Source organism: Marinobacter sp. B-12, assembly GCF_056857915.1.
Genome location: NZ_JBSXOB010000063.1, coordinates 127,237 through 145,311 on the forward strand (window position 1 = coordinate 127,237; position 18,075 = coordinate 145,311).

14 protein-coding genes are annotated in these 18,075 nt (G+C 58.7%); 7 read left to right on the forward strand and 7 right to left on the reverse strand.

The features are described from left to right. Nucleotides 1-34: 34 nt before the first annotated feature. The 7 genes from AC13D2_RS18295 to AC13D2_RS18325 form a co-directional block, all read right to left on the reverse strand. Nucleotides 35-613: a peroxidase-related enzyme gene (locus tag AC13D2_RS18295; RefSeq protein ID WP_300494410.1), complete on the reverse strand. Its 579-nt coding sequence runs from the start codon at nucleotides 611-613 to the stop codon at nucleotides 35-37. Then, nucleotides 610-1,518 (reverse strand): hydroxymethylglutaryl-CoA lyase, encoded by a 909-nt coding sequence (locus AC13D2_RS18300; protein WP_292049870.1) that lies wholly within the window; start codon nucleotides 1,516-1,518, stop codon nucleotides 610-612. Before AC13D2_RS18300 ends, AC13D2_RS18295 begins: the two co-directional genes overlap by 4 nt. Further along, nucleotides 1,518-3,515, reverse strand: coding sequence for an acetyl/propionyl/methylcrotonyl-CoA carboxylase subunit alpha (locus AC13D2_RS18305; RefSeq protein WP_292049871.1), 1,998 nt, complete (start codon nucleotides 3,513-3,515; stop codon nucleotides 1,518-1,520). The genes AC13D2_RS18300 and AC13D2_RS18305 overlap by 1 nt, the downstream gene beginning before the upstream one ends. A 5-nt stretch (nucleotides 3,516-3,520) precedes the next feature. After that, nucleotides 3,521-4,324: an enoyl-CoA hydratase-related protein gene (locus AC13D2_RS18310; protein WP_292049872.1), complete on the reverse strand. Its 804-nt coding sequence runs from the start codon at nucleotides 4,322-4,324 to the stop codon at nucleotides 3,521-3,523. Nucleotides 4,325-4,338: 14 nt separating this feature from the next. Further along, nucleotides 4,339-5,946, reverse strand: a complete 1,608-nt coding sequence (locus AC13D2_RS18315; protein ID WP_292049873.1) for a carboxyl transferase domain-containing protein — start codon at nucleotides 5,944-5,946, stop codon at nucleotides 4,339-4,341. Nucleotides 5,947-6,280: 334 nt separating this feature from the next. Continuing rightward, on the reverse strand, nucleotides 6,281-7,447 hold the full coding sequence (locus tag AC13D2_RS18320) for an isovaleryl-CoA dehydrogenase (protein ID WP_292049874.1): 1,167 nt from the start codon (nucleotides 7,445-7,447) through the stop codon (nucleotides 6,281-6,283). Nucleotides 7,448-7,472: 25 nt separating this feature from the next. Next, nucleotides 7,473-7,919 (reverse strand): MerR family transcriptional regulator, encoded by a 447-nt coding sequence (locus tag AC13D2_RS18325; protein ID WP_292049875.1) that lies wholly within the window; start codon nucleotides 7,917-7,919, stop codon nucleotides 7,473-7,475. A 102-nt stretch (nucleotides 7,920-8,021) separates the two neighbouring features. Here AC13D2_RS18325 and AC13D2_RS18330 point away from each other — a divergent pair, with 102 nt between their 5' ends. The 7 genes from AC13D2_RS18330 (at nucleotide 8,022) to AC13D2_RS18360 (ending at nucleotide 18,074) form a co-directional block, all read left to right on the forward strand. After that, nucleotides 8,022-8,783, forward strand: coding sequence for an SDR family NAD(P)-dependent oxidoreductase (locus tag AC13D2_RS18330; protein WP_007153315.1), 762 nt, complete (start codon nucleotides 8,022-8,024; stop codon nucleotides 8,781-8,783). A 728-nt stretch (nucleotides 8,784-9,511) separates the two neighbouring features. Further along, nucleotides 9,512-10,822: a nucleotide sugar dehydrogenase gene (locus AC13D2_RS18335; protein ID WP_292049876.1), complete on the forward strand. Its 1,311-nt coding sequence runs from the start codon at nucleotides 9,512-9,514 to the stop codon at nucleotides 10,820-10,822. A gap of 93 nt (nucleotides 10,823-10,915) precedes the next feature. Further along, nucleotides 10,916-12,400, forward strand: coding sequence for a glycosyltransferase family 2 protein (locus AC13D2_RS18340; protein ID WP_292049877.1), 1,485 nt, complete (start codon nucleotides 10,916-10,918; stop codon nucleotides 12,398-12,400). A 63-nt stretch (nucleotides 12,401-12,463) separates the two neighbouring features. Continuing rightward, the gene (locus AC13D2_RS18345; protein WP_292049878.1) at nucleotides 12,464-13,633 is read left to right on the forward strand and encodes an alginate biosynthesis protein Alg44; all 1,170 of its coding nucleotides are present in this window, start codon (nucleotides 12,464-12,466) and stop codon (nucleotides 13,631-13,633) included. A gap of 14 nt (nucleotides 13,634-13,647) precedes the next feature. Beyond that, nucleotides 13,648-15,024 carry a tetratricopeptide repeat protein gene (locus tag AC13D2_RS18350; protein WP_292049879.1) on the forward strand — a complete coding sequence of 459 codons (1,377 nt, stop codon included), beginning with the start codon at nucleotides 13,648-13,650 and terminating at the stop codon, nucleotides 15,022-15,024. 5 nt (nucleotides 15,025-15,029) lie between these two features. Then, on the forward strand, nucleotides 15,030-16,472 hold the full coding sequence (locus AC13D2_RS18355) for an alginate export family protein (protein WP_292049880.1): 1,443 nt from the start codon (nucleotides 15,030-15,032) through the stop codon (nucleotides 16,470-16,472). 9 nt (nucleotides 16,473-16,481) lie between these two features. Next, nucleotides 16,482-18,074, forward strand: a complete 1,593-nt coding sequence (locus AC13D2_RS18360; protein ID WP_292049881.1) for a right-handed parallel beta-helix repeat-containing protein — start codon at nucleotides 16,482-16,484, stop codon at nucleotides 18,072-18,074. Nucleotide 18,075: the final 1 nt, after the last annotated feature.

The following is an 18,075-nucleotide window of genomic DNA, read 5'->3' on the forward strand; positions in this document are numbered from 1 at the left end:
CGTCGAGGGCAAGCTGCAGGTTTGAATCAGCCTGCTAGCGGCTCTGGTTGTGATATTCAGGATTCGGTTGCATATCGCTGGCGATGGCCACCCGGTTGGACATGTTGTAGAAACCAATCAGGTTGCTCAGGTCCCAGATGGCACTGTCGCTGAGGCCGGTGTCCCGCAGGGCCTGGGTGTGTTCTTCAGTAACGGTCGCCGGGGAGCGGGTCAGGTGCGAGGCGAAATCGAGCATGGCGCGCTGGCGCTTGTCGAGTTTGGCGCTGCGGTAGTTCATCACCATGTGCTCGCCCAGTTGGGGATCGCCACTCAGTACCCGTACGGCGGCGCCATGGGCCACCAGGCAATAGAAGCACTTGTTCTCGGAGGACACCACAACAGCAACCATCTCGCGTTCCAGTTTGCTGAGTTCACCCTCGCCGAGCATCAGCTCGTTGTAGAGGCGGGTAAAGCCCTCGAGCTGCTTCAGGTTCTGGCTGTAGGCGGTCAGCACATTGGGGATCATGCCGAGTTTTTCCTGGCAGATCTGGAAGTACTTCTGGGTGTCTTCCGGCATGTCTTTGATCTCCGGGATCGGAAGATCCAGGGCGACGACGTTGTTGTTCTGGTTCATGCGCAATTTCCTCCGAGAGCCTGGCCGACTTTTGAGCCGTTGTGGCGTTTTAACTGTTCGCTGATCCATTCGCCGGTTGCCACTAATTTGTCCAGATCGACGCCGGTCTTGATGCCCAACCCGTTCAGAAGGTATAGCACGTCTTCCGTGGCGACGTTGCCGGAAGCGCCTTTGGCGTAGGGGCAGCCGCCGAGGCCGGCGACGGAAGCATCAATCACCGAGATGCCTTCTTCCAGCACCGCGTACAGATTGGCCAGTGCCTGGCCGTAGGTGTCATGAAAGTGGGCGGCCAGTTTCTCAATCGGCACTTCGGCGGCAACGGCTTCGAGCATGCGTTTGGCTTTCAGCGGGGTGCCCACGCCGATGGTGTCGCCGAGCGAGATTTCGTAGCAGCCGAGTTCGGCCAGGGCCTTGGCAACTTTGGCGACCTGTTCGGGGGCGATGTCGCCCTCGTAGGGGCAGCCGAGCACGGTGGAGACGTAGCCCCTTACCGGGATGTGGTGCTGTTTGGCGGCTTCCATTACCGGCAGGAAGCGTTCGAGGCTTTCGGCGATGGAGCAGTTGATGTTTTTCTGGCTGAAGGATTCCGACGCAGCCCCGAACACGGCGACTTCGTCCACCCCGGCCGCCAGGGCGTTTTCGAAGCCCCTGAGGTTGGGGGTGAGCACGGAATAGCGCACACCGGCTTTACGCTTGATGCCCGCCATCACCTCGGCGGCGTCGCCCATTTGTGGCACCCATTTCGGCGACACGAAGCTGGCGGATTCGATGTGGTTGAGGCCACAGTCGGCCAGCCGGTCGATCAGGCCGGTTTTGATGGCGGTGTCGATCACCGGGCCGGGTTCGTTCTGAAGGCCGTCCCGGGGGCTCATTTCAACCAGTCTTACCTGTTTCGGAAAGGCCATTAGCTTGCCTCCTCCTCGTCGGTGACTTCGATGGCGATCAGTTCAGCGCCTTCGGACACCTGGTCGCCTTCGGCGAAGAAGATGTCGGTCACCACGCCGTCGGCCGGGGCCTTGATGGCGTGTTCCATTTTCATGGCTTCCATGATCACCAGGCTCTGGCCGGCGGTCACGGTGTCGCCCACCTTGGTCTGTACCGCCACGATGGCGCCGTTCATGGGCGCGGCCAGGCTGCCTTCACCGGCCATTTCCTCGAAGCCGTAGGTTTCGCGGTAGAGGATGCACTGGAAGGTGTCGCCTTCGTAGAAGAGCACCAGTTGATCGTTGTGCAGGTTGCCGTGAACGCTGATGCGGTGGCCGTTGATGACCGCCTGCAGGTAGTCGTCGTCCAGCTTCGCCGTCAGGTTGTAGACGCTGTCGCCCACGAATACCTGATAGCGGTCGTCCCGTTCCAGCACTTTGAGTTCGTGGATATCCTCACCCACCTGCAGTTGCAGGGGCTGGGCGTATTCCGAGTTCATGCGCCAGCTGTTCTGGCGGCCGAACGGCGACCAGGGATCGGTGCTGATGACTTCCCGGGACTTGCGCTGCTCCAGCACAAAGCCGGCAGCCAGTACCAGGGCTTTGTGGGTGTCCAGCCGGGATTTCGGGAACAGCAGTTCGCGGTGGTCTTCGATAAAGCCGGTGGTCAGATCCGCTTCCCGGAACGGCTGGGCGTCTGCCAGGGCGTGGAGGAAGCGGATGTTGGTTTTCACGCCGGCGATACGGTAGTGCTCCAGGGCTTGCACCATGCGGTTGATGGCCTGGTCCCGGGTTTCGTCCCACACGATCAGTTTCGCGATCATCGGGTCGTAGTGGATGCTGATGTCGTCGCCTTCGGTGACGCCGGTATCCACCCGCACGTGGGCGCTTTCATCGGGCGTGCTCAGGTAACGCAGGTTGCCAGTGGCGGGCAGGAAGTCCTGGTCCGGGTCTTCGGCGTAGATGCGCGCTTCCAGGGCGTGGCCCCGGGTTTTTACCTGGGCCTGTTCCAGCGGCAGCGGGTCGCCCCAGGCCACTTTCAATTGCCATTCCACCAGATCCTGGCCGGTGACCATTTCGGTGACCGGGTGCTCCACCTGCAGGCGGGTGTTCATTTCCATAAAGAAGAAGGAACCGTCAACGTCGTAGAGGAATTCAACGGTGCCGGCACCGACGTAATCAATGGCCTGGGCAGCTTTGACCGCGGCTTCGCCCATGGCTTTGCGGGTGTCTTCGCTCAGGCCCGGGGCGGGGGCTTCTTCCAGCACTTTCTGGTGGCGACGCTGAACCGAACAGTCGCGCTCGGCCAGGTACACACCCTTGCCGCTCTTGTCACAGAACACCTGGATTTCCACGTGCCGTGGCTGGGTCAGGTAGCGTTCGATGAGCATGTCCGGGTTGCCGAAGGCGTTTTTCGATTCCCGCTTGGCGGCGGCCAGGGCCTCGTCAAAGTCTTCCATGCGCTCGACCACACGCATGCCTTTGCCGCCACCGCCGGCGACGGCTTTCAGCAGCAGCGGGAAGCCGCATTTTTCGGCTTCTTTACGGAGCGTTTCCGGGGACTGGTCGTCGCCGTGGTAACCCGGCACCAGGGGCACGCCGGCTTTTTCCATGATGGCCTTGGCGGCGGACTTGGAGCCCATCGCGGCAATAGCCGAGGAGGGCGGGCCAATGAACACGATGTTGTTGGCTTCGCAGGCCTCGGCGAACTGGGTGTTCTCGGAAAGAAACCCGTAGCCCGGGTGAACCGCCTGGGCGCCGCTTTCTTTCGCCACTTCAATGATCTTGTCGGCTTTCAGGTAGCTCTCGGAACTGGCGGCGGGGCCGATGTTGAAGGCTTCGTCCGCCATGGCGACATGGCGCGCGTCGGCGTCGGCGTCAGAGTAGACGGCGACCACGCGAATGCCCATGCGGTGGGCGGTCTGTATGATCCGGCAGGCGATTTCGCCCCGGTTGGCGATCAGGATTTTGCTGAACATAGTTGTTATTCCTCCGGAACCCAGTTGGCCTTGCGTTTGTTCAGGAAGGCGCTGAGCCCTTCCTGCCCTTCGGCACCCACCCGGATGTCGGCAATGCGTTGTGCGGTATCGTCGATCACATCGGCGCTGATCGGCTTGTGGCTGACGGCGAATATCAGGTCTTTCGCCGCTTTCATGGCCTCTGGGCCGTTGATGGCCAGTTGCTGCAGCATCTCGTTGCAGCGTGCGTCCATGGCCTCAACATCGTCACAGACGATGTGCACCAGGCCGTATTCCTGCGCCTGCGTTGCGGTAAACACTTCGGCGGACAGGAAGTAACGGCGGGCCTGGCGCTCGCCGATGGCGCGTACCACGTAAGGGCTGATCACGGCCGGTATCAGGCCGAGTTTGACTTCGCTCAGGCAGAAACTGGATTTTTCCGTGGCGATGACGATGTCGCAGCAGGCCGCGAGGCCGACGGCGCCGCCGAATGCAGCACCCTGAACCAGGCCGATCACCGGCTTGGAGAGGTGGTTAAGCACGTTCATCAGCCGCGCCAGTTCCCGCGAGTCGTCGAGGTTTTCCTGACGGGTGTTGTCCGCCATGCGGCGCATCCAGCCAAGATCGGCCCCGGCCGAGAAGTGTTTGCCCTCGGAGCGCAGGATGACGATGTTGGTGTTGTCGTCGGCGTCGACGTTCTCCAGTGCGGTGATCAGCTGCTGGATGATTACGTCGTCGAAGGCGTTGCGCTTGTCCGGGCGGTTGAGAACCACCTCGGCAATGCCTTCAGACCGTTGTCTGAGCAGGACTGCGGATTCGTTGTCTGTCATGTCGGTCTCCCCGATTACATCCGGAACACGCCGAAGCGTGTTGGCTTGGCCGGGCGGTTAAGGGTGGCGGACAGGCTGAGGGCAACCACTTCCCGGGTCTGGGCCGGGTCGATTACGCCGTCGTCCCACAGGCGGGCGCTGGCGTAGTAGGGATGGCCCTGGTGTTCGTAGGAGTCGACGATGGGCTTCTTGAACTCGGCCTCTTCCTCGCTGCTCCACTCCTGGCCTTTGCGCTCCATGCCCTCGCGCTTGACGGTGGCGAGTACGCCGGCGGCCTGTTCGCCGCCCATCACGGAGATGCGGGCGTTGGGCCACATCCACAGGAAGTCGGGGCTGTAGGCTCGGCCGCACATGCCGTAGTTACCAGCACCAAAGCTGCCGCCGATCAGTACGGTGATCTTGGGCACTTCGGCACAGGCCACGGCCATGACCATTTTGGCGCCGTGCTTGGCGATGCCTTCGGATTCGTGTTTCTGCCCGACCATGAAGCCGGTGATGTTCTGCAGGAACAGCAGCGGGATGTTGCGCTGGCAGCACAGTTCAATGAAGTGCGCGCCTTTCTGGGCGGATTCACTGAACAGGATGCCGTTGTTGGCGATGATGCCCACCGGGTAGCCGTGGATATGGGCAAAGCCGGTGACGAGGGTCTGGCCGTAGTAGCGTTTGAACTCGTCAAATTCGGAGCCGTCGACGATGCGGGCGATGACGTCGCGCACGTCGAACTGTTTGCGCAGGTCGGTGCCGACGATGCCGTAGATTTCCTCGGCATTGAACAGCGGCGCTTTGGGCTTGCGGATTTCCACGTCCGCCGGTTTGCGGCGGTTAAGGTTGGAGATGCAGCGCCGGGCGATTTCCAGGGCGTGGGCGTCGTTTTCAGCGTAATGGTCTGCCACGCCGGAGACTTTGCAGTGCACGTCGGCGCCACCGAGATCTTCGGCGCTGACGACTTCACCGGTGGCGGCTTTCACCAGCGGTGGGCCGGCCAGGAAGATGGTGCCCTGGTTGCGCACGATGATGGATTCGTCGGCCATGGCGGGTACGTAGGCACCGCCGGCGGTGCACAGGCCCATGACGACGGCGATCTGGGGGATGTCGTCGGCGGACATGCGGGCCTGGTTGTAGAAGATGCGGCCGAAGTGGTCGCGGTCCGGGAAGACGTCGTCCTGCCGGGGCAGGTTGGCACCGCCGGAGTCCACCAGGTAGATGCAGGGCAGGCGGTTCTGCAGGGCGATTTCCTGGGCGCGCAGGTGCTTTTTGACGGTCAGCGGGTAGTAGCTGCCGCCTTTAACGGTGGCGTCGTTGGCGATGATCATGCATTCGGTGCCGGAGACGCGGCCCACGCCGGCGACCACGCCCGCAGCGGGCACTTCTTCATCGTAGACGTTGTAGGCGGCGAACTGGCCCACTTCCAGGAAGGGGCTGCCGTCGTCCAACAGGCGGTTGATGCGCTCTCTCGGGAGCAGTTTGCCGCGGGCGATGTGGCGTTCCTGGTATGAGGGGCCGCCGCCTTGCTGAATAGTCGCTACTTTGTCCCGCAGGTCGGCCACGGCTTTGGCCATGGATTCCTGGTTGGCCTGGAATTCTTCGGACCGTGGGTTAACTTTGCTTTGGAGTACCGTCATAGCATTTTAGTCCGTGTGTCTGAGTCCGTGCGTCGGGTCTGGTGGCATGGCGCTCCGGGACACGCCGTGAATACGTCCCTGTAGGCTCGTAAAAAACATCCCTGTTTTTTACGGTCCCGGATCGCCATGCCACCAGACCCTCGTCTGAATTTGGTTGCTATCCGCTCTTTGTACTTCTGTTTGAGGGCAACTACCCAAGTTCGGGCGGTTGGCCGGGTAGGGCTTTCGGGAATGTCGTAGGCCAAGGATGGCCTACGTCAAGCGCACATGGATGTGCCCGTAGCGGTTCCCGAAAGCCCTGCCCGGCCAACCGCCTCCACCGGAGACAGAAGGCCTAGTTGTTGAGATACAACTCCCGACCAATCAGCATCCGGCGGATTTCAGACGTGCCGGCGCCGATTTCGTAGAGCTTGGCGTCCCGCAGCAAACGGCCTGTCGGATACTCGTTGATGTAGCCGTTACCGCCCAGCAACTGGATGGCGTCCAGCGCCAGCTTGGTGGCCATTTCGGCGGAGTAGAGGATGGCACCGGCGGCGTCTTTTCTTGTGGTGTTGCCGCGGTCCGCGGACATGGCGACCATGTAGACGTAGGATTTGGCGGTGTTCATCCAGGTGTACATATCGGCGACTTTGCCCTGCACCAGTTCGAATTCACCGATGGCCTGGCCGAACTGCTTACGTTCGCGGATATAGGGTACGACCACGTCCATAGCGGCCTGCATAATGCCCAGCGGGCCGCCGGAGAGGACGAGGCGTTCGTAGTCGAGGCCGCTCATCAGCACTTTGGCGCCGTTGCCTTCGCCGCCCATGACGTTTTCCTTGGGCACCTTGGCGTCTTCGAACACCAGCTCACAGGTGTTGGAGCCGCGCATACCGAGTTTGTCGAGCTTCTGGGCCTGGCTGAATCCCGGGGTGTCGCGTTCGACGATGAAGGCGGTGATGCCACGCGGGCCGGCGGACGGGTCGGTTTTGGCGTAGATGACGTAGACGTTGGCGTCGGGGCCGTTGGTGATCCACATTTTGCTGCCGTTGAGCACATAGTGGTCGCCGGCGTCTTTGGCGGACAGTTTCATGGAGACGACGTCGGAACCGGCGTTGGGTTCGGACATGGCCAGGGCGCCGATGTGTTCACCGCTGATGAGCTTGGGCAGGTATTTCTCTTTCTGCTCGTCGGAGCCGTTGCGGTTGATCTGGTTAACGCACAGGTTGGAGTGCGCGCCGTAGGAGAGCCCCACGGAAGCGGAGGCACGACTGATTTCTTCCATGGCGATGACGTGTGCCAGGTAGCCCATGCCGGAGCCGCCGTAGGCTTCGTCAACGGTAATACCCAGCAGGCCCATGTCACCGAACTTTTTCCACAGGTCATTGGGGAACAGGTTGTCATGGTCGATGGCTTCGGCGCGGGGGGCGATTTCACTGGCGGCGAAGCCGTTGATCTGCTCACGCAGCATGTCCAGGGTTTCGCCGAGGCCGAAGTTGAACTCTGAGTATTGTGATTTCATTGTTGGCTACCTTTTGGTCTTCCCGTTATTTCTGATCTATCGATTCAGGCTCTTTGGTGGTGGCCTTCGTCTGTTTACGCTTTCGCGCTTGCAGGTCAGCAAGGGCCTCGCGGCATCGTGCTTCTGCGGTGTCCATTTCCATTTCCGCCTGGGCAATGTCGTTTTTCTGTTGCTCCAGTTGCGCCCTTTTGCGGGCCAGAGTGTCCAGCATCAGAAGAAGCTGTTTCTCGTTGCCACTGAGGGTTTCGTCCCACAGGTCAAAAAGCTCCTTGGTTTCCGACAGGGAAAAGCCCATGCGTTTGCCCCGGAGGATCAGCTTCAGCCGCACCCGGTCCTTCGAGCTGAATATTCGGGTCTGACCGCGCCGGGTGGGGTGCAGTAGACCCTGATCTTCGTAGAAGCGTACGCTTCGTGTAGTCACGTCGAACTCTTTGGCCAGCTCGCTGATGCTGTAAGTTTTCTTGATGTCCATAGAGATTTCCTTTTTAGACTTAGGTTAGATAAAGTTTACGTAAACGTAAAGTATTTTTAGAGTCCAATTTCAACCAACAGATATGTGAAACAGGAGTGAATAATGGAATTCAAAAATGTGGCGGCGATTGTAACAGGCGGTGCATCGGGCTTGGGCGAGGGATCAGCGCGCGCCCTGGCGGCAGCCGGGTGCCGTGTGGCGATTCTGGATGTTCAGGAGGAGCAGGGTAGAAAAGTGGCGGAAGACATCGGCGGCGTCTTTATCTACTGCGATGTTACGTCTTCTGAGAGTGCCGAAGCTGCGTTCAGCGAAGCCCGTAAGGCTCATGGGCCCTGTGGCGTGGCGGTCAGCTGCGCGGGCATTGCCCCGGCCGCAAAGATCCTGGGCCGGGACGGTGTGATGCCGTTGGAGGCGTTCAGCAAGGTGGTTCAGGTCAACCTGATTGGCTCCTTCAACATTCTGCGTCTTGCCGCGGCCGATATGGCGCAGCGGGAACCCAATGCTGACGGTGAGCGGGGTGTGATTATCAACACGGCGTCTGTGGCGGCGTACGAGGGGCAGATTGGCCAGGCAGCCTACAGTGCGTCGAAGGGCGGTGTGGTGTCGCTGACACTTCAGGCCGCCCGCGAGCTTGCGCGGGAGGGGATTCGGGTCAACACCATTGCTCCGGGGATTTTCATGACGCCGATGATGGCGGGCATGCCGCAGGAAGTGCAGGACAGCCTCGCTGCCACGCTGCCTTTCCCCAAGCGATTGGGCAAGGCCGAAGAGTTTGGCATGCTGGTGGATCAGATGGTGCGCAACCCCATCCTCAACGGTGAGGTTATTCGCCTGGACTGTGCGCTGCGCATGGCGCCTAAATAAAGCAGCGGCGCGTTAACACCAATCTCGTCTCTTTGGTAAGGCTAAGTGGTGAGATTCAGTGGTGGAGCTCAGTCGGTGATCGGCTGAGTTTCACTGTTTTTGAGCGGTATTTTTCTCGATACGACCCTGTATAACGACGGGGTGATCAAATGGGTTCCATACGAAAAAATCGCGTTTGATTCGATTTTATAATATCGATTTTTGTTTTTTTGCGATTACGAAATAGAAAAATGCATTCCTTCCTCTAATTTGCGCCTTACAGGTGCATGTCCTGAAGATCTCCTTTCTCATTTTTTCTGCGTTCTCAGTCGACTAGGTTTTGTCTGTATTCGACTAATGCACACCGAAGATAGCGACATGTATCCCCTACCTGTACCCGGAATTATCTTTTCGTAACAGGTATTTAACGTTTCTTTACGATAGCTTTCTGGCTGTTGGAACGCTGTGGACGGCGTGGATCGCTTGCCGGTGATTTGTCCGTCTTCGTGTTCCCCCAACTCAAACTGGATACTCAAAAGGTGTATCAGGCCGACGTTTTCTTTGTTGAGCTTGTCTGTTCGTTAGTGGACATCGGTATCGGGAGAAAGTTCAAAAAAGAATCTCTTTCCCGGTTGCGGGGTTGCCGTTCAGAGCCTTTTGAGTGTCACCAGTCAACCAGTAGTCAGTCGTTGGATTCATGGTGGCTTCCGGGCGGGAGTCGCTGGATGACAGTCAGGGGAGTAAAGGATATGCGAGTCAGTATTTTTGGTTTGGGCTATGTCGGGGCGGTGTGTACCGCCAGTCTGGCCCAGCGGGGGCATCACGTAGTCGGTGTGGATGTGTCGCCCATCAAAATTGATCTGATCAACAGCGGCAGGTCTCCCATTGTGGAGCCGGGGCTGGAGGAGTTGCTCCGAAGCGGGCGCGAGAATGGGTTCATCAACGGTGTGACCGACGGTCACATCGCAGTTCAGGAGAGTGAGCTGTCGATGATCTGTGTGGGCACGCCCAGTAAGCCGAATGGCAATCTTGATCTGCAGTTTGTCGAAAAAGTGTGTAGCGACATCGGCAATGCCTTGAAAGACAAGGGTGACTGGCACCTGGTAGCGGTTCGCAGCACGGTCCTGCCGGGAACGGTTCGTGAAGTGGTCATCCCTGCTCTGGAGAAGGCGTCGGGAAAACGCGCCGGCGTCGATTTCGGTGTGTGTGTGAACCCCGAGTTCCTTCGTGAAAGCACGGCGATCAAGGATTACGATCACCCTCCGATGACGGTCATTGGTGAACTCGACGAGCGCTCCGGCGAGTTCCTGGCGAAGATATACGAAGACCTTGATGCACCCATCATCCGCAAGCCCATCGAGGTGGCGGAGATGATCAAGTACACCTGCAATATCTGGCACGCGACCAAAGTCAGCTTCGCCAACGAGATCGGCAATATTGCCAAGTCGATGGGCGTGGACGGCCGGGATGTCATGGACGTTGTCTGCCAGGACAAGAAGCTGAACATCTCACGCTATTACATGCGCCCGGGCTTCGCCTTCGGCGGTTCCTGCCTGCCCAAAGACGTGCGGGCACTGACTTATCGGGCCAATCAGATGGACGTGAAGCACCCACTGCTGAGCTCCATCATGAGCAGCAACAATGAGCAGGTTGCCCACGCGTTCAAGATCCTGACCGGCTATGGCTGCCGCAAGGTGAGCATGCTCGGCCTGAGTTTCAAGTCCAACACCGACGATCTGCGGGAAAGCCCGCTGGTGGAACTGGCCGAGATGCTGATCGGCAAGGGTTATGACCTGCAGATTTTCGACCGCAATGTGGATTACGCCCGAACGCACGGTGCCAACCGTGAGTACATCAACCAGAAAATCCCGCACCTTTCGAACCTGATGCACAGCGACTTGCGTGGCGTGATTGATCACGCGGACGTGATCGTGGTCGGCAACAATGACGAGCTCTTCGAAACGGTGATTTCTGAAGTTCCTGACGGCAAGCGGGTGATCGATCTTGTGGGGTTCATGAAGACCACAAGTACCGAGGTGCTGGAAGGCATCTGCTGGTAGGCCTTCACCTCCATGCGTGACGCTCTGATGCCCTGTTGGGGTGGGGCGTCACGTTCAGAAAACGCACGGAATGTTATTTCAGGAACGGACGGCATGTCTTATATCTCAGACAACACAGTGTCCAGAACAGGCGGCTGGTTGCTTTTTCTCTCCGTACTCGGAGCGTTGGCGATCTCTCTGCCCACCACCTATACGGTGAGGGGCGGCGCCCACTTCCTTCTGGTCATCGGGGTGATTGGTATCTGGCGGTACTCCGTTGGATTTACCCACTTTCTGCGTGCGATGTATTTCCTTAAATGGGCATTTCCGGGGATTCGGCGCCGGGCACAGGCGTTGGGCGATGATGCCGCTCCCTCCCATGTTTATCTGATGGTGACCAGTTTCCGTATCGATGCCGGCACCACCGCCATGGTGTACGACTCGATTATCCGGGAAGCGGTTGAGTGTGGTTGGCCAACGACGGTGGTGGCCTCGGTGGTCGAGCTTTCCGATGAAATGCTGATGCGGACAATGTGGCGCAAGCTGGACCCGCCCCGCCACATTAAGCTCAAGATTGTGCGCATTCCTGGGACCGGCAAGCGGGATGGGTTGGCTTACGGCTTTCGCGCTATTTCACGGGACCTGCCTGACGAGAATGCCGTGGTGGCGGTAGTGGACGGCGATACCGTGCTGGAACCGGGCGTGGTGCGTAAAACCGCACCCTACTTCCGGTTGATGCCGAACATCGGCGCGCTGACTACCAACGAGTTTTGCGAAGTGCGCGGCAGTTATCTGATGTCGGAGTGGCACAAGCTGAGATTTGCCCAGCGGCACATGAATATGTGTTCGATGGGGCTGTCGTATCGGGTTCTGACCCTCACGGGCCGAATGTCGGTGTTCCGCGCAAGTGTGGTTACGCGCCCGGAGTTCATCAGTGACGTGGAGTACGACTCCCTGAAGCACTGGCGCCTTGGTGAGTTCCGCTTTCTGACCGGCGATGACAAGTCCAGCTGGTTCAGCATGATGCGCCTGGGTTACGACACCTTCTACGTGCCGGACGCGACCATTCGTACGGTCGAACACCCGCCTGACCCCAGTTTCATCCGTTCTGCCCGTCAGCTCATGTTTCGCTGGTATGGCAACTCGCTGCGTCAGAACTCACGTGCGACCAAGCTCGGCCCCCGGCGCCTTGGCTGGTTCACCTGGTACATCCTGTTTGACCAGCGCATTTCGATGTGGACCAGCATCCTGGGGCTGACAGCCGCTATTGTCGCAGCCATCAAGTACTCCGGCATTGTGCTGGTGGCCTACCTGTTGTGGATCGGACTTACCCGCTTGTTGCTGACCCTGCTGCTCATCACCACTGGGCACTCGGTCGGGCCAGCCTATCCGTGCATTTTGTATTTCAACCAGATTTTCGGGTCGCTGGTGAAAATCTATGTCTTTTTCCGGCTCGATCGACAGTCGTGGACACGTCAGAAAACCCGATTCAGCGCCAATAACGCTTCGTTCCAGCAACGCATGAATCGCTGGTCGTCACGGGTAATGACCTTTTCTGCAGCCAGCGTTTTCCTGGCGTTGGTTATGAAGCTGGTATAGCGCAAACGGAGATTTTTCCATGTACACCCATCATCGAATGAAGAAAACACAAGGGCCAGAGCAATGAATACGGCAGCAGTTGCACCGCAATTTGTCCATGAATCCGAAGCACAGCGACAGTATGCCCGGGTACGCATTCCGGCCAAGTTGTTTGTGAATCTGGATGGCACGACTCACAAGTTTCCAGTGGCTGATTTGTCGGCTGGAGGGTTCAGTGTGAACACTGGCGTTGAGTCGTTCCGAAATGGCCGGTTATACAACGGCCGGTTGATATTCAAGGTCGATGGTTTCGATTTTGCCGTCGACGTGAATTTCGTGCCGCGCAGTTTTGATTCCATGAATGATCGCTGTGGGTGTCAGTTCCAGGACCTTGGCGCACGCGAGGTGTCGGTGCTGCGATATCTCATCACCGCCTTCCTGAGTGGGGAGGTTATCTCGGCAGGGGATGTCCTCAATACCTTGTCCCGAGAGAACTTCACCAAAGCCCGCAAAAGCAAGGGCAGCAATGATCTTGGGTTCTTCGGCAAGCTCCGGGCCATGGTTGGAAGCCTGATCGTAATGGCTATCGGTCTTATGGCGATCAGCTTCGTTGTCTCTGAACTCTGGGATATCTACTTCGTGACCAAGGCGGAATCCGCCATGGTGGCATCAGAGCAGATTCCTTTACGCATACCCAAAGACGCCAAGGTTACAACGCTGGTCAAGCCCGGGCAGGAGGTTAAGGCGGGCGAAGCTGTCGCCACCTTTGACGCGCCGATGATGTCTTATGTGAACGACCTGGTTGGCGAGGGCAGCTACAGCGTCGGCCAGATTGAGGAATTGCTGGACCAGCGGGTTCGGGGAACGATCACCAGCCCCTGCGATTGCAAGGTGGTGAACATGAGGCCGGCGGAAGATCAGTACATGAGCAAGGGTGAGCAGCTTGCGGTTATGGCGCCCATGGACTCGTCTGCCCACGTTGTTGCCAACTTCCCGTTTGACCAGGGTGAAAAGCTGGAAGAAGGGCAGCAGGTGATATTGCGGCTTCCCAATGGCCAGGAACAGACCGGGAACATTACCTCACTGTATGTGAACTCCCAGGCTCAGGGCGGGCTGATCGACGTTATCAGTGCGTCTATCGAATCCGCCGAACCGCTGCCGATTGAAGCCATCGGGCGGCCCATAGGTGTCAGGGTCGATCAGTACCGGATGCCGAGCATGCAGAAAGTTGTTGAACGGTTTTCGGAAGATTGAGGGAGTTGCGGAGCATGATGCGAGTAGCGTGCATTGCCGGTCTGTTCACCCTGGTGCTGTCTGGTTGCGGCAATCTGCCTGACATTCAGCGGGCAGAGAAGGCCGCAGCCGAAGGTAACGTGAAGGAAGCCCGGGCGCAGTTGGAAAAACTGGCGAAGTTTGGCCTGGCGGATGCCCAGGTGGAGCTCGGGGATCTCTACGGCGCGCAGGATACACCGGAAGCACGCCAGCAGGCGCTGGACTGGTACCGCAAGGCCGCGGAGCAGGGCAGTGAACGGGCCGCCATCCGCATAGGCAAGATGAATGCGCGGGAAGGGGAAACCCCCGAGCAGCGGGCCAATGGCGCCCGCTACCTTCGCAAAGCGCTTGCGGAAGGTGACAAGACGGCGCTGATCCCGCTGATCAACCTGTACATCCATTTTCCCAAAGAGTTTCCCAATGCCAAACCGCGTGAGCTGATTCAGCAGGCCCGCGCCGCCGGCGACCCGAAAGGCGACGTGGCGCTGGCCCGTTACTACCTTCTGACGGGCCAGTTCGACAGCCACACGGACGAGGTTGAAGGCCTGTGTGCACCCATTGCAGAGGCTCAGCCGGAGTGCTTCCAACTGCTCGGCAGAGTGTATCTGGTTGACGGACGAAGTGAGGATTTGAAGGCGCTTGTCGACCGGGCCAAACAGGCCTGGGAGCAGGGCAGTATTGAAGATCGCGATCTGTACCTGTTCGCACGGTGGTTGTCGGACGACGAGGTCCCGCAAAAGCAGGTGGCCGCCACCAACGAACTCTACCTGATGTTGACGCCTGACTATGTGCCCGCCCTGACGGCGCGCGCCAAGTTGATCATGGAGAACAACTACCTCGCCGAGCCGGAGGTCGTCATTGAAATGCTTCGGGAGGCGCGGGCCAACGGTGATCTGAAAGCGTCGCTGTCACTGGCCCGGGCCTATGAGCGAGGCCGCATTGTGCCGACCGATCCGAAAAAAGCGATTCAGTACGCCATGGAAGCACGCGAAAAATACCCGTCAGCGGAATACCTGCTCGGGCGCATCTACAAGCGTGGCTACCTCGGTGAGCCGGATCCGGAAAAGGCCAAGCAGCATCTTCTGACGGCAGCACGCCGAGGCTTTCCAAAGGCGGATTACGCCCTCGCGGAACTCTACTGGGAGGCAAAAGGCATCGAGGTGAACCGTGTTTATGCGTGGAGTTTCGCGTTGTTGGCCGTGGAGGGCGGTGTTGAGCGCGCCAAAGAACTGATGGTGGATATGGTTCTGTCGCTACCAGAGCACACCGAAAAGAGAGCTGAGGCCCTGTACAGGCAGGAACGTGCCGCGCGGCGACAGATGATCGCCGGAGGTACTTCAGGCCCGGCAACGACCAAGAAACAAGGAGGATAAGCTCAATGCAGCTTATAACGAACTATCGATTAACTCGACTTGCACTCTCTGTCAGTTGCCTGGCTTCGCTGGGTGCGTCGCCCGCCTTGGCACAGTCAACGGCAGAATCCGACGCGAACCAGAGTTATCCGCGCCTGATTGAACAGAGCGTGAGGTCAAAGCTCAGCCTCATCAGCGAAGGCGATCGACGACTCGGGTTGGGTGCCAATGGCGAGACCAAATCCAACGAAGCGGGTCTTGATATCAAACCCGAGTGGGTCTGGCAGTTGTCCCCTCACTGGCGCTCAAAATTGCGCCTCCAGGCGTTTGGCGCAACCGGTCAGGTGGACGTCAGCGATGAGATCGGCGGCACCGCCACCGACGGCTTTTTTGCACTCCGGGAGGCCTGGCTGGATTACAACGGCCTGAGCGACTATCCCGGCGAGTCGATTCGCTTTGGCCGTGAGCGCCTCAAGGAAAACAGCGGCATGTGGTGGGATGACGATATCACCCTCACACGCTGGATCTTCAACACGTCGCTGCTTGACACCACGGTGGGTGTTGCTCAGAAGCTCGCCGAGTTTCGGACTGACAACAACGAACCTCAGGACGAAGAACAGGACATCGCTCGCTTTTTTGCCCACACACGCTGGCAATGGCGTAAAGGGCATTATCTGGGATTTCTGGCCACACACGGGCAGGGCTATGGCGATCGGGCCGACGAGTACGCGGCACGCGGCCAGACCCTGGATGACAGTTTTACCGATTCGCTGACCTGGACGGCCATTCAGGCCGACCGAAGTTATTTCGATTGGCATTCCCATGATGCGTTCCAGTACTTCGCCTCGGTGGCGGCGGTGAATGGCACGGACACGGTGGTGGGGGCAGATGCCAGTACTCCCAGTGGTTTCGGCGCCCGTGATCGAGACGTGTCCGGTTGGGCCGCGGACCTTGGTGCGCGTGCCCAGTTGATGGATACGCCACGCTTGGTGATTGGCGCTCACGGTGCGATTGCTTCCGGTGGCGGTGAGACCGGAGAGAGTGACGCGTTCCGGCAAACCAGTCTGGAAAGCAACCGCTCTCGGTTCACCGGCACCCGTTCCCAGGTTCAGCGCTTTGGCGAGGCCATTCAGCCGGAATGGACCAACCTGAAAGTATTCACGCTGTATACCGCGCTCTCTGACCGCGACACCTGGGACGCCAACCTGCTGTATCACCGTTATTGGCTGAGTGATGAGAACGGCGCCGTGCGCTCCGACCTGGTCGAGCCGGGCTTTACCGGCAGCAGTGATGACCTGGGCCAATCAGCGGATCTGGTATTGGGCTACTACGGTGACAGTGCTTCAACCTCCTGGGCAGCATTTGATGTCCGTTTGCGTGGTGGCGTGTTCATGCCAGGAGATGCCTACGGCGAGGACGCAGATGACGCCAGGCATCGGGTAGTTGTAGACGTGTCGAAGCGGTTCTGAGGAGAGTTCATGAAAACCCTGGAAGCCAGATGGGCTTTTTGCCTGCTTATAACTGCGTTCATCGTGCCGCCGGATACGTTAGCTGCAGCCAGCGCCGATGATGGCAGCGTGGTCAATGCGCCGCCGGCGATTGCGCCCTTGGTGGAAGACTATGGCATCGAGATTAAGTCCGGAGAGGAGCTGTATCTTCCTGAGCCTGAGATTCCGGATGTGTCGGGCTATAGCCGTGACGCCATTGAAGCAAAGCTTGCCGGCCAGCCGGATACTGCGCCGAACGTCACGGTGGAGCGTATGGGCGGGGTCAGTGCATTGGGGGACTTCGTGGACGAAGGGCGGGCGCGCGAGTGGGTGATCCGTCAGTTTTCGCATCCTCAGGCGATTCTGGTTAACAGTGGGAAGGTGACGCTGGAGGATGTCTATAGGCAGGTGAATGATCGTCGCTACATGGAACGCACCGGCGATGGTACTTACATTATTCGTTTGCCGCTGGCGGTCAAACAGGAGGCCACGCTGGTCCTGCGCGACGAGACACTGCGGCTGTCGGAGGAGCGCGGTTCGTTTATTGCCAACGACGGCTGGCTGTTTGCCATTGACAGCAAGATTATCGGGTGGCGCGAAGAGGCCAATGGCCCGGCAACCTTCCAGAAGAAAGGTAACTTCCGTCCGTTTTATGTGGGCTGGGGCGGTAGCGAGAACTTTATTCTCGGCACCACCATGGCAAACCTGGGTTACCTCCAGAGTAAATCCTATGGCTTTACCGTGGCCCAGTACTCCGAATACGACAATGCCAGGCTGCAGCGCAGCGCGCCTCATGCCTGGCTGGTGGAGTCCACTTTCGAGGATCTCTACTACGGGTTTTACTGCTATGAGGCGGAAGACGTTGCCATCGTCGATAACGTCTACCGCAATAACATCGTGTACGGCATCGACCCTCATGACTATTCCAGCCGCCTGCTTATTGCCAATAACGAGGTTTATGGCACTCGTGAGAAACATGGAATCATTATTTCCCGCGAAGTGAATAACAGCTGGATTGTTGGCAACCGTAGCTATGACAACGGCCTGTCCGGCATCGTGCTGGACCGCCAGAGCAGCAACAACGTTGTGGCCAACAACGTGTCCTATGACAACCAGGGTGACGGTATCGGGCTCTACGAGTCACCAGACAACCTGCTCTGGGGCAACCGGCTGATGAACAATCTGCGCAATGGCATCCGGGTAAGAAACAGCAGCAATGTGGATGTATACCACAACGTTGCAGTGCTCAACGGCACCTGGGGTATTTTTGGCCAGCTGAAAGATCTGTCTGCCACCGACCGTAATTTCAAAGAAGATTTCTATTCCTACGAGGTGTCGATGAACGTGGTGGGTGGCGAACTGGCGTCGAACGCCAGCGGCCCCCTGTCGACGGATAACCCTGCTTATATCGCGATTTATGATGTCGGTATGCGATTCCCCAGATCGGATGTGGGTATCCATTTCGAGGGTGTGCTTGGCAAATACCAGATGCAGATTTTTGACGCACTACGGAACCAGGGACGAGCGGTGTTTATAGAGCCCGCGGCCGTTGTATCGGGCCAGGTAACGCAGGCGGAGAACTGAC